The 12,968-nt window shown below is 50.6% G+C and carries 10 protein-coding genes; 6 read left to right on the plus strand and 4 right to left on the minus strand.

Annotation, left to right across the window (positions count from 1 at the left end):
- Nucleotides 1-1,986 carry a ligand-gated channel protein gene (locus HV314_RS09140; RefSeq protein WP_016156980.1) on the minus strand — a complete coding sequence of 662 codons (1,986 nt, stop codon included), beginning with the start codon at nt 1,984-1,986 and terminating at the stop codon, nt 1-3.
- A 348-nt stretch (nt 1,987-2,334) separates the two neighbouring features.
- Nucleotides 2,335-3,171 (minus strand): S-formylglutathione hydrolase, encoded by an 837-nt coding sequence (fghA, locus tag HV314_RS09145; RefSeq protein WP_181547882.1) that lies wholly within the window; start codon nt 3,169-3,171, stop codon nt 2,335-2,337.
- Nucleotides 3,172-3,492: 321 nt separating this feature from the next.
- On the opposite strand from fghA, the gene folE reads away from it, so the two are divergent.
- The 6 genes from folE (at nt 3,493) to mglC (ending at nt 10,413) form a co-directional block, all read left to right on the plus strand.
- On the plus strand, nt 3,493-4,161 hold the full coding sequence (folE, locus tag HV314_RS09150; RefSeq protein ID WP_181547883.1) for a GTP cyclohydrolase I FolE: 669 nt from the start codon (nt 3,493-3,495) through the stop codon (nt 4,159-4,161).
- A gap of 14 nt (nt 4,162-4,175) precedes the next feature.
- Nucleotides 4,176-5,333 (plus strand): DUF418 domain-containing protein YeiB, encoded by a 1,158-nt coding sequence (yeiB, locus tag HV314_RS09155; RefSeq protein ID WP_181547884.1) that lies wholly within the window; start codon nt 4,176-4,178, stop codon nt 5,331-5,333.
- A gap of 144 nt (nt 5,334-5,477) precedes the next feature.
- Entirely contained in the window at nt 5,478-6,503 is a 1,026-nt protein-coding gene (gene galS, locus HV314_RS09160) for an HTH-type transcriptional regulator GalS (protein ID WP_047359172.1), read from the plus strand.
- A gap of 293 nt (nt 6,504-6,796) precedes the next feature.
- Nucleotides 6,797-7,795 (plus strand): galactose/glucose ABC transporter substrate-binding protein MglB, encoded by a 999-nt coding sequence (gene mglB / locus HV314_RS09165; RefSeq protein WP_016153719.1) that lies wholly within the window; start codon nt 6,797-6,799, stop codon nt 7,793-7,795.
- 71 nt (nt 7,796-7,866) lie between these two features.
- The gene (gene mglA, locus HV314_RS09170; RefSeq protein ID WP_016153718.1) at nt 7,867-9,387 is read left to right on the plus strand and encodes a galactose/methyl galactoside ABC transporter ATP-binding protein MglA; all 1,521 of its coding nucleotides are present in this window, start codon (nt 7,867-7,869) and stop codon (nt 9,385-9,387) included.
- A 15-nt stretch (nt 9,388-9,402) separates the two neighbouring features.
- Nucleotides 9,403-10,413: a galactose/methyl galactoside ABC transporter permease MglC gene (gene mglC / locus HV314_RS09175; protein WP_003027393.1), complete on the plus strand. Its 1,011-nt coding sequence runs from the start codon at nt 9,403-9,405 to the stop codon at nt 10,411-10,413.
- A 57-nt stretch (nt 10,414-10,470) separates the two neighbouring features.
- On the opposite strand, the gene preA is transcribed toward mglC, so the two are convergent.
- Entirely contained in the window at nt 10,471-11,706 is a 1,236-nt protein-coding gene (gene preA / locus HV314_RS09180; RefSeq protein WP_181547885.1) for an NAD-dependent dihydropyrimidine dehydrogenase subunit PreA, read from the minus strand.
- Complete coding sequence (locus HV314_RS09185) at nt 11,700-12,941, minus strand: NAD(P)-dependent oxidoreductase (RefSeq protein WP_181547886.1); 1,242 nt, start codon at nt 12,939-12,941, stop codon at nt 11,700-11,702. Before HV314_RS09185 ends, preA begins: the two co-directional genes overlap by 7 nt.
- Nucleotides 12,942-12,968 lie beyond the last annotated feature (27 nt).

Below are 12,968 nucleotides of genomic sequence, written 5' to 3' on the forward strand. Positions count from 1 at the left end.
TTAGAAGCTGTAAGTCAGGCCAACCGTGTAACGACGACCATCGAGAACAGTGTCGTAGGTATCGTAATCGATTTGCTTATCCAGCACGTTATACACGCCAGCGGTCATCAGCAGATCTTTGTTTGCATAATAGCGCAAACCAACATCGACCTGAGTATAGGACGGGGTGCCCTGCGCCATGGAAGTACGGCTCAGGTATTCAGACGTTTTCCCGCGCAGATTCAGACGGCTCCAGAAACCGAGATCCTGCGTGGCCTGCCAGTCCAGCGTGGTGTTGAACATATGCTTTGGCATTTTGTTCAATGGCTGACCGGAGAACTGACCGCTTTTCTGTTCAGATTCCGTGTAAGTGTAGTTCGCCGTCCAGTTGATGTCGGAAGTCATCTTCCAGCCGAAAGTGGATTCTACGCCGCGCATATTGGCTTTATCGACGTTAACGCGATCGCTGACGAAGTCATAGTGGGTATTGCCGATGGTACAGGCCGGATCGGAGCTGCTGTTACAGCGGCGCACTTCGGTGATTTTGTCTTTGAAGTCAGTATTGAACAGCGTGACGCCCGCGTTGAGATCGTTGCCGTTATCCCACAGTAAACCGATCTCTTCGCTGAGGCTTTTCTCCGGCTTCAGGTCCGGGTTGCCGACAATGATTCCGTTCAGTCTACCGCCGCCGGTGACCTGTCCCCAACTGGCAGATGACTGGCGCAGATCCGGTGCGCGATAGCCCGCTGAAACGCCGCCTTTTAAGGTCCATTGATCGCTCAGATGCCATACGCCATAACCGCGCGGCGTCCAGTTGTCGCCGTAGTTTTCATCTTTATCCATACGCAGACCACCAGTCAGCGTAAAGGTATCGGTAACGGCCCACTCGTCTTCAGCAAACAGCGCCCAGCTCCAGCGGGTCAGTTTGTTCAGTCCATCAGCAGCTTGCAGCTGGTTGCCGTTATCACTCAGTTTTTCATAACGGTATTGCCCGCCCAACGTCAGGGTGTGCGCCCCAAGGAAGACCTGGTTCTGGTTATTGAAAATCGTGTTGTAGGACTTCATCTGGCGACCTGGGTTTTCGGTCTCTTCCTGCTGGACATAGCTGGTGGAGTTGAAGTCGTCGTAATAACCGCTGTGGGTTAGTGAATACGTTGTGTGCACATACTTGTTTTCGCTTTTACTGTTGGGCTTGCAGCTTCCGTTGCGGCAGCTTTCCTCGGCCATGGATTTGCCTGGCGTACTGTCGCGATCCTGCAGTTCACGTGCGTAATCGAAGTCGATGTCATTTTTATCATCTGGCGTAAAGTTCAGGGTTAAGCCCCCGTTACGCATACGCTGTTCATTGTAGCCATTGAGGATTTTGTCCTCAGCCCGATGAGAGAATAATCCGGTCACTTTTGCGCCGAGTAATCCGTCAATCAGTGGCCCAGACGCATAGGCGTTGGTCTGATAAATATCGCCGGAGTCTCTGTCTTCCTGGAAAGTGGCATCGCCGTGCAGAGAGCCGGTCCAGGCTTTGGTATTCGACACTTTCTTGGTGATGACGTTGATGACGCCGCCCATCGCATCGGAGCCGTACAGAGATGACATTGGGCCACGGATTACCTCGATACGCTCAATGGATTCCAGCGGCGGCAGCCAACCTTGCTCAATACCTGAGTTGTCGCTGTTAGGACGTGTGCCGCGTGTGCTGATGCGTTTACCGTTGACCAGGAAGAGCGTGTATTGCGAAGCCATACCACGAATACTGATATCGCTGCTGCTACCCCCGCCGGTGACGACGACGCCAGGGACGTCTTTTAGCGCATCGGTAACATCGCGATAGGCTTTGTCCTCAATCTGCTGCTTGGTAATAACAGATATCGAAGCGGGAGCGTCCTGAATTTTCTGTTCGAAGCCGGTGGCGGTAACTACCACGGTGTCTTGTTCAGCGGCATGTCCGAGTGATGGGAGACTGGCGACGCATACTGCGGCAGCTACAGCCTTAACGTGAGGTATAGTCATTTGTATCATTCCATTTAAATGAATTTACCCGGCATACTTCAAGTTGCAGATGCGTGGCTACGCGCGTTCATACAACTCGAATTATTTAGGGTAACGATCAGCGCGTCATGTGAAAGGCCATGACAATTGTATGTATTTGTCTTTTAAGGACTCTTTTCAGTAAAGAAGCGAATGGATTGTACAAAAGTATGAATGTTTGTAAACACAAATGATAATCGAAATCATTTGTGTTTGATCTTGTTTTGAGGGTAATGCTTTTTAAATCAATAGGATAGTGGAGAAAGAAAAAAGGAGAAAAAGTGAAGGAATGATGGAGAAATGAAGAGGGCTGGCGCCCTCACTCAGGCGTTACTTCAACAAATACTGGGCATGAAAGCGCAGGTGATCCTCGATAAACGACGCAATAAAGTAATAGCTGTGGTCGTAACCTGGCTGGATACGCAGCGTCATTGGCCATGCGGTTTGACGGGCCGTTTCGGCCAGCACCGCGGGTTGCAGCTGATCGGCGAGAAATTGATCGCTGTCTCCCTGATCAACAAGCGTCGGAATCGCGTCTGAGGGCTTGCTGGCCAACATTAACTCGCAGCTGTCCCACGCGGCCCACTGTGATTTATCTTCACCCAGATACGCGCTAAAAGCCTTCTCCCCCCACGGAACGCGGCAAGGATTTACGATCGGCGCAAAGGCGGAAATGCTGGTGTATTTCCCGGGATTTTTCAGCGCCATAATCAATGCGCCGTGACCGCCCATGGAGTGTCCACTGATGGCGCAGCGATCGCTGACGTTAAACTGCGATTGAATCAGTGCCGGCAGCTCATCACGCAGATAGTCATACATGCGAAAATGCGTTGCCCACGGCTGTTGGGTGGCATTGAGGTAAAATCCCGCCCCCTGGCCTAAATCGTAGCCATCATCATTGGCAACCAGTTCGCCGCGCGGACTGGTGTCCGGCATCACCAGTACAATGCCCAGCTCAGCCGCGATGCGTTGTGCGCCGGCTTTAGTCGTGAAGTTTTCATCATTGCATGTCAGACCCGACAGCCAGTACAGCACCGGAGGCGGGGTGTTATCGCGCGGGGGAGGAAGAAAAATACTGAAGGTCATGGTGCAATTTAACGTGGCGGAGTCGTGACGCCAGCGTTGCTGCCAGCCTTCAAAACAGCGGTGCTCTTCAAGCATTTCCATGCGGGGCTCCTTGTTGTGTTGAACCTGAATATGTTTGCGAACTCACCATAATACAGATTATTCATGGCACTGTGAGCAACTTTCACTTCCGCATTGAGCAAACATACTTCATCATCTATATAACTTTACGTTAACACTCGACGTCACCGGGTAGAACGACAAGTGAAATCGCTACGCTGAAAGGCTGTGCCAATTTCAATAATTATCGCGGTGAATACTGGATTATGTGCGCCGCCTCACGCACAATGTTCTGGCTGTGATACAGCCTAAAAACTTTGCCCCATGCAGGGCAGAGGCGCCCCACCTGCAGGAGAAGAAGAAATGTCATCACTCAGTAAAGAAGCGGCCCTGGTTCATGAAGCGCTGGTCGCGCGTGGTCTTGAAACGCCACTACGCCCGCCCGTGCAAGAGATGGATAACGAAACGCGCAAACGTCTTATCTCGGGCCATATGACCGAGATTATGCAGTTGCTCAATCTCGATTTGAGCGATGACAGTTTGATGGAAACTCCGCATCGCATTGCGAAAATGTATGTCGATGAGATTTTCTCCGGCCTCGACTACGCCAACTTCCCGAAAATTACCGTCATTGAAAACAAAATGAAGGTGGACGAGATGGTCACGGTCCGCGATATCACGCTGACCAGCACCTGCGAACACCACTTTGTTACTATCGATGGCAAAGCGACGGTGGCGTATATCCCGAAAGATTCGGTTATTGGTCTGTCGAAGATTAACCGCATTGTGCTGTTTTTCGCACAGCGTCCGCAGGTTCAGGAACGTCTCACCCAGCAAATTCTCACCGCGCTGCAAACGCTGCTCGGGACGAATAATGTGGCGGTGTCGATTGATGCGGTACATTACTGTGTGAAAGCGCGTGGCATTCGCGATGCGACCAGTGCGACCACGACCACTTCTCTTGGCGGATTGTTTAAGTCCAGCCAGAACACGCGTCAGGAATTCCTGCGCGCAGTACGTCATCACAACTGATTAGGGCAGGGACCATGGAGCGTAATGTCACGCTGGATTTTATTCGTGGCGTCGCCATTCTTGGTATCCTGCTTCTCAATATTAGCGCCTTTGGCTTGCCAAAGGCGGCATACCTCAATCCCGCGTGGTATGGCAACATCACCTTATCCGACGCCTGGACCTGGGCGCTGCTCGATCTCTTTGCGCAGGTAAAATTCCTCACGTTGTTTGCGCTGCTGTTCGGTGCCGGTCTGCAAATGCTGCTCCCGCGCGGTAAACGCTGGATCCAGTCGCGGCTTACGCTGCTGGTTCTATTGGGTTTTATTCACGGTTTACTCTTCTGGGATGGCGATATCCTGCTGGCATATGGCTTAATCGGCCTGATTTGTTGGCGGTTGATCCGTGATGCGCCGTCGGTAAAAAGCTTATTTAACACCGGCGTACTGCTTTATCTGGTGGGCGTTGGCGTATTGCTGCTGCTGGGGGTAATCTCCGGGAGTGAAACCAGTCGTGCCTGGACGCCGGATGCCTCAGCGTTGCTGTATGAAAAATACTGGAAAATAAACGGTGGAATGGAAGCCGTCAGCAATCGCGTGGATATGATGTCCAATAGCTTGCTGGCGCTGGGCGCACAGTACGGCTGGCAACTGGCGGGGATGATGCTGCTCGGCGCGGCATTGATGCGCAGCGGTTGGTTAAAAGGGCAGTACAGCTTACAGCATTACCGACGCACCGGTGTATTGCTGGTCATTCTCGGGATAGCGATTAACCTGCCTGCTATCGTCGCTCAGTGGCATCTGGACTGGGCATATCGCTGGTGTGCCTTCTTGCTACAAGCCCCGCGAGAGCTGGGCGCGCCGTTGCAAACCATTGGTTACGCCGCGCTGATGTTCGGCCTCTGGCCGCAGCTTAGCCGCTTAAAATGGGTCATTGCCATCGCCTGTGTGGGGCGCATGGCATTAACTAACTATCTGTTACAAACCTTAATCTGCACCACGCTGTTTTACCAGGTCGGCTTATTTATGAAATTTGACCGACTGGAGCTGCTGTATTTCGTCATTCCGGTTTGGGCCGTTAACCTACTTTTCTCCGTCATATGGCTACGTTTTTACCGCCAGGGCCCGGTGGAATGGCTGTGGCGTCAATTAACCCTGCGTGCTGCGGGGACATCATTGCCGCGTACATCCAGATAACGATCTGGATCACATTCATTAACAAAACGGATGTAAGCGCTTTCATTCCTGTGACATCTCTCACGCAGTGCGTTTCATTGTGCTGACAAAATACCCAGCCTGGGGTGTCTGCGGGCAACCGCAATCTAAAACAGGGCAGTGAATATGATCACCATACGTGATGTGGCACGACAGTCTGGCGTTTCTGTAGCGACCGTTTCCCGCGTACTGAACAACAGTGCGCTGGTGAGTCCCGATACGCGTGAAGCGGTAATGAAGGCAGTTACTCTGCTGGGCTATCGACCTAATGCCAACGCGCAAGCGCTGGCGACGCAGGTGAGCGACACGATTGGTGTTGTGGTCATGGATGTATCAGACGCCTTTTTTGGTGCGCTGGTAAAAGCCGTGGATATGGTTGCCCAGCAGCATCAGAAGTATGTCCTGATTGGCAACAGCTATCATGAGGCTGAAAAAGAACGTCATGCCATTGAGGTGTTGATTCGTCAGCGCTGTAACGCACTGATTGTACACTCTAAAGCACTGAGCGATCGGGAACTCGCCGAGTTTATGGATCAGATCCCCGGCATGGTGCTGATCAACCGTCTGGTGCCGGGTTACGCCCACCGCTGCGTCTGCCTGGATAACATCAGCGGTGCCAAAATGGCGACCCGAATGCTGCTGAATAATGGTCATCAACGCATCGGTTATCTGGCGTCAAGCCATCGCATTGAAGATGACACCATGCGCAAAGAAGGGTGGTTAACAGCCCTGAAAGAGCAGGGGATTGTTGCGGCAGAAAGTTGGGTCGGCACCGGTTCGCCTGATATGCAGGGTGGAGAGTCTGCGATGGTAGAACTGCTGGGACGTAACTTACAACTGACGGCAGTTTTCGCCTATAACGACAATATGGCTGCCGGCGCGCTGACCGCGCTAAAAGACAACGGCATCGCTATTCCATTACACCTTTCTATCATTGGCTTTGATGATATTCCTATCGCGCGTTACACCGATCCGCAACTGACCACCGTACGCTATCCCATTGCCTCCATGGCAAAAATGGCGACGGAGCTTGCGCTACAGGGGGCTGCAGGCACGTTAGACCTGGAGGCGACGCATTGCTTTATGCCGACGCTGGTGCGTCGCCATTCTGTGGCGCTTCGGCAGAATGCGGCACCGATCACTAACTCATAACGTTGCGCGATGTAACCGCTTTCAATATGTGAGTAAATTCACAGTATATTAACAATGCGATAGCTATGATGACACTGTTTGTTGCGCTGTAACTACTATGTAACGGTGAATAATCACTTTCACCGAGGTAAAGGTGCCTTAAACAAAAATTAAAGCCTGTTTTTGGAGCGTTGCCAGACACGGAAGAAATATTTTTTAAAAGTGAGCTTCGGCGTTCAGTAACACTTCAGTAACGTTCTGCCTGCCGAGCATTTATCTCAAGTACTACCCTGCATAATAAAACCGGAGATACCATGAATAAGAAGGTGTTGACCCTGTCTGCTGTAATGGCAAGCATGTTATTCGGCGCGGCTGCGCACGCTGCTGATACTCGCATTGGTGTGACTATCTATAAGTATGACGATAACTTTATGTCTGTAGTACGTAAGGCTATTGAAAAAGATGCCAAAGCGGCGCCAGATGTACAGCTGCTGATGAATGACTCGCAGAACGACCAGTCCAAACAAAACGACCAGATCGACGTGCTGCTGGCAAAAGGCGTTAAAGCACTGGCGATTAACCTGGTTGACCCGGCAGCGGCAGGCACGGTCATTGAAAAGGCACGCGGGCAGAACGTACCGATCGTGTTCTTTAACAAAGAACCTTCTCGTAAGGCGCTGGACAGCTATGACAAAGCGTTTTACGTCGGTACCGACTCTAAAGAGTCCGGTATTATTCAGGGTGATTTGATCGCCAAACACTGGGCAGCTAACCCGAACTGGGACCTGAACAAAGACGGCAAAATTCAGTTTGTTCTGCTGAAAGGCGAACCGGGACACCCGGACGCTGAAGCACGTACCACTTACGTGATTAAAGAGCTGAACGATAAAGGCATTAAAACTGAGCAACTGCAGTTAGATACTGCAATGTGGGATACCGCTCAGGCAAAAGATAAAATGGATGCGTGGATGTCCGGTCCGAACGCCAACAAAATCGAAGTGGTTATCGCAAACAACGATGCGATGGCAATGGGCGCAGTTGAAGCACTGAAAGCGCACAACAAAACCAGCGTACCGGTATTTGGTGTGGATGCGCTGCCTGAAGCGCTGGCTCTGGTGAAATCTGGCGCAATGGCTGGTACCGTGCTGAACGACGCCAACAACCAGGCGAAAGCCACCTTCGATCTGGCGAAAAACCTGGCTGACGGTAAAGGTGCGGCAGATGGCACTAACTGGAAAATTGAGAACAAAATTGTTCGCGTTCCTTACGTAGGTGTCGATAAAGATAATCTGGCAGAGTTTACCAATAAGTAAATACTCCGTCTTTGGGCGCAATGTCATTGCGCCCTTAATAACGCACTCTGCAAGGCCAACAAGGTATAATTATGGTCAGCACACATACTCAGTCGTCAGGCGAATACTTGTTGGAAATGACCGGCATCAACAAGTCCTTCCCCGGCGTTAAGGCTCTTGATAATGTCAATTTAAAAGTCCGCCCACATTCTATTCATGCCTTAATGGGGGAGAATGGCGCGGGGAAATCAACATTATTGAAATGTCTTTTCGGCATCTATCAAAAAGATTCCGGTAGTATTTTATTTCAGGGTAAAGAAATCGATTTTCATTCTGCTAAAGAAGCGCTTGAAAATGGTATTTCGATGGTACACCAGGAATTAAACCTGGTATTACAACGTTCTGTGATGGATAACATGTGGCTGGGACGCTATCCCACCAAAGGCATGTTTGTCGATCAGGACAAAATGTACCGCGATACCAAAGCGATATTTGATGAGCTGGATATTGATATCGATCCGCGTGCGCGCGTTGGTACATTATCCGTTTCTCAAATGCAGATGATTGAAATTGCGAAAGCGTTCTCCTATGACGCAAAAATCGTCATCATGGATGAGCCAACGTCATCGTTAACCGAGAAAGAAGTTAATCATCTGTTTACCATTATCCGTAAGCTGAAAGAGCGTGGATGCGGTATTGTTTATATTTCTCACAAGATGGAAGAAATCTTCCAGCTATGCGATGAAATTACCGTGCTGCGCGATGGTCAGTGGATTGCGACCCAGCCGCTGGAAGGGCTGGATATGGATAAGATCATCTCCATGATGGTCGGCCGTTCACTGAACCAACGTTTTCCGGATAAAGAAAACAAACCCGGTGAAGTCATTCTGCAAGTACGTAACCTGACCTCGCTGCGTCAGCCGTCGATTCGTGATATCTCGTTTGATTTGCACAAAGGGGAAATTCTCGGGATTGCCGGGCTGGTCGGCGCAAAACGTACCGATATCGTTGAAACGCTTTTTGGTATTCGAGAGAAATCATCGGGTACGATTACGCTACACGGCAAAAAGATTAATAACCACAGCGCAAATGAGGCCATTAATCATGGTTTTGCGCTGGTCACGGAAGAGCGCCGCTCAACCGGTATTTACGCGTATCTGGATATTGGTTTTAACTCGTTAATCTCCAATATCCAAAACTATAAAAACAAAGTTGGTCTGCTGGATAATTCCCGCATGAAGAGTGATACCCAGTGGGTAATTGACTCAATGAGGGTGAAAACGCCGGGCCATCGTACACAAATCGGTTCACTGTCCGGTGGTAATCAGCAAAAGGTGGTTATTGGTCGCTGGTTATTAACGCAGCCAGAAATCCTGATGTTAGATGAACCCACGCGTGGTATCGATGTCGGCGCGAAATTTGAAATTTATCAGCTGATTGCCGAACTCGCGAAAAAGGATAAGGGGATTATTATTATTTCCTCTGAAATGCCGGAGCTGCTAGGAATTACCGATCGTATTCTGGTGATGAGCAATGGTCTCGTTGCTGGAATTGTTGACACTAAAACAACAACGCAAAACGAAATCCTCCGTCTTGCGTCTTTGCACCTTTAAGATTAGGGGCTCCTCATGAGTGCGTTAAATAAGAAAAGTTTTCTTACTTATCTGAAAGAAGGCGGAATTTACGTTGTTCTTTTGGTTTTGCTGGCGATTATTATTTTCCAGGATCCCACTTTCTTAAGCTTACTGAACCTGAGTAATATTCTGACGCAATCCTCGGTGCGTATTATTATCGCATTGGGCGTGGCCGGGCTGATTGTTACCCAAGGGACAGATCTGTCGGCGGGACGTCAGGTTGGCCTGGCGGCAGTCGTGGCGGCAACCTTGCTACAGTCGATGGAGAACGCCAACAAGGTGTTCCCGGAAATGGCTACAATGCCAATCATCGTAGTCGTGCTGATTGTTTGCGTGATTGGCGCCATTATCGGTCTGGTGAACGGTATTATCATTGCTTATCTGAATGTGACGCCGTTTATTACCACCCTGGGTACGATGATCATCGTTTACGGGATCAACTCCCTGTACTACGACTTTGTCGGCGCATCGCCAATTTCTGGCTTTGACAGCGGATTCTCCACCTTCGCGCAGGGCTTTATTGCGCTGGGTAGTTTCCGCCTCTCCTACATCACCTTCTATGCGCTGATTGCGGTGGCGTTTGTCTGGGTGCTGTGGAACAAGACCCGCTTCGGTAAAAACATTTTCGCCATCGGCGGAAACCCTGAAGCAGCGAAAGTGTCCGGGGTCAACGTTGCGCTGAACCTGCTGATCATCTATGCGTTGTCTGGCGTGTTTTATGCCTTTGGTGGTTTGCTCGAAGCCGGGCGTATCGGCTCGGCGACTAACAACCTCGGCTTTATGTATGAGCTGGATGCGATTGCGGCGTGCGTGGTTGGCGGCGTGTCGTTCAGCGGCGGGGTAGGAACCGTGTTTGGCGTGGTGACCGGTGTGATTATCTTCACCGTCATCAACTACGGTCTGACTTACATTGGCGTGAACCCTTACTGGCAGTACATTATCAAGGGCGGCATTATCATCTTCGCGGTCGCGCTGGACTCACTGAAGTACGCGCGTAAAAAGTAATCGTATACCGCAAAAAGCCCGGTGCAGCGTAATCTGTACCGGGCTTTTTTGTCAGCGTTACAACGTTAACGCATGCTCTTTCTCACCGGATTTAAATTTCACCTCACCCAGCTCAATACAGGCTACCGGGCAAACGTGACCACACAGCAGGCATCCCACACATTTTTCTGTGTTGCAGTGCGGTGTGCGGGTTTCCTCATTCCATTCCATCGCCTGATGTCCACCGTCATAACAGGAGATGTAGCAGCGGCCACAGCCAACGCATTTATCAAGATGAATGTTCGGGTAGACGATGTAGCTACGGTCAAGATCCTCCGCGGGGATGATATTGGCATTGGCAAGACCAACCATCTCCTCCAGTGAGTCAAACCCTTGATCGGCGAGGTAATGTGACAGCCCGCTGGTCATGTCCTCCACAATCCGGTAGCCATACTGCATGATCCCGGTGGTCACCTGCAGCGTGGCCGCGCCTAACAGTAAAAACTCGGCGGCATCTTCCCAGGTCTCAATTCCCCCGATGCCGCTAATCGGGAAATTGCGCAGTTCAGGGTGCATGCGCAGTTGTTGGATAAATCGCAAAGCAATAGGTTTAACGGCCTTGCCGGAGTAGCCGGAAATACTGGATTTACCGTTGACGACCGGCATCCCGATTTTTCGGTTCAGATCGATATTCGTGATGGATTTAACCGTATTGATGGTCGCGATACCGTCGGCACCTCCGTGTTTTGCTGCCAGAGCCACCTCACACATATCACCAATATTCGGTGTCATTTTCGCCAGCATCGGCAGGGACGAGCCGCGTTTAACGGCCCGACAATACTTTTCAACCAGCTCAGGGCTTTGCCCGACATCGCTACCCATGGCATGTGAGGTCATTTGCGGGCACGAGAAGTTACACTCGATCATGTCTGCACCCGCGTCTTCAACCAGGCGGGCCAGTTCCTGCCATTGCTGCTCATTTTCCCCCATAATCGACGCAATCAGGACTTTGTCCGGGTAGTCCTGTTTCAGTCGACGAATTGCGGCCAGATTCTCCTCCAGCGGATGCTCGGCAATTTGTTCCATGTTTTTGAAGCCAATAAAGCCGGTATCTTCTTTGGTGAGATGGTCAAAGCGTGGGGAGACTTCATTAGCAATAAAGAACCCGATCGTTTTAAAAACAATGCCACCCCAGCCGCTATCATAGGCTTTGGCGCACATTTCATAGCAGTTGCCCACCGGAGAGGAAGAGAGGCAGAACGGGTTGGGGAATTTGACGCCGCAAAAAGTAATAGAAAGATCTTTCGTTAACATGAGCAAGCTCCCTCTAAATAGTGATGAATGGCCTGAGCGGCTTCTTTTCCCGTTTTCACGGCGTAAACAACGGTTTTATCGCCTTTAACAATATCGCCCGCAGCAAACAGAGCCGGATCGGCGGTTTGATAATTGTGCGTATCGATAAGATTGCGCTGTGGCTTTAACGCGGCGAAATTATCAAGCTGAGCATGTTGGCCGACGGCGAGAATAATCTGTTCGGCTTCAAGCGTGAGTTCTCCTGGCAGGCGTACGTGCTTAAAGGTGACTCGATTTCCGCTAACCGCCACGGGCGTGAAGCCGTCAATTATCGACACCCCTAAAGCCTGTGTGCTGCTGAATTCTTTGTCGCTGGCCGGGAAGTCAGCGAGTTCTTCACGCGCGACACAGGTGACTGACGGGCAGCCCAGCAGCTTCAACGTACTGGCGACATCCATCGCCACGTCGCCACCGCCGATGATTAATGCACTTTGTGCGACGGTAATATCGCCGTTGGATTGCCGGGCTCGTTGCAGAAAATCGACGGCGATTTCGACGTGATTCGCCCTCTCAAACAGAGGCAACGTTGAACCGTAAGACATCCCTACGGTAACCAGTACGGCGCGGTATTCTGCTTTGAGTTGCTCAACGGAAAGGGCATTGCCGACTTCACAATTGCACTTGATGGTCACGCCCATTTCAACGATACGGGCAATTTCAAGATCCAAAACTGCTTGCGGCAGACGAAACTCAGGAATGCCATAACGCAACCAGCCACCTGGCTGGGCCTGTTTTTCGAAGATTGTCACATCATAACCAAGATTACTTAGCGTTACGCTGGCCTGTAATCCAGCCGGACCCGCCCCGATGATAGCTACCTTGCCGAGCGTTTTTGTTGCCGGCTGATAGATTTTCATTGCGGTCTGCTGTTCAAAATCGGTAATAAAGCGTTGCAGACGTGCAATATCGATAGGTTTATCCATTCCTGAGCGCGTACATCCGCGCTGGCATAATTTTTCGGTTGGGCAAACCCGGGCGCACACCGCACCGAGCGCATTATTTTCGCGGATAGTTTCGGCAGCGCCTTTAAAATTACGAAAATAAATAGAGCGAATAAATTTCCCTGGGTCTGTTTGCGCCGGGCAATCATGACTACAGGGGGCGTCGTGACATAATAAACAGCGGGAAGCCTCTTTTATTGCTAATAATGGGGTAAAAGCAGGCGTGAGCTCATCCAGATAATTTTGTTGTGGCATATTTTCTTCCTTAATGCTTGAGTAAAT

Origin of the sequence: Citrobacter sp. RHBSTW-00887 (assembly GCF_013728095.1) — a bacterium.
GTDB classification, from domain to species: Bacteria; Pseudomonadota; Gammaproteobacteria; order Enterobacterales; family Enterobacteriaceae; genus Citrobacter; species Citrobacter braakii.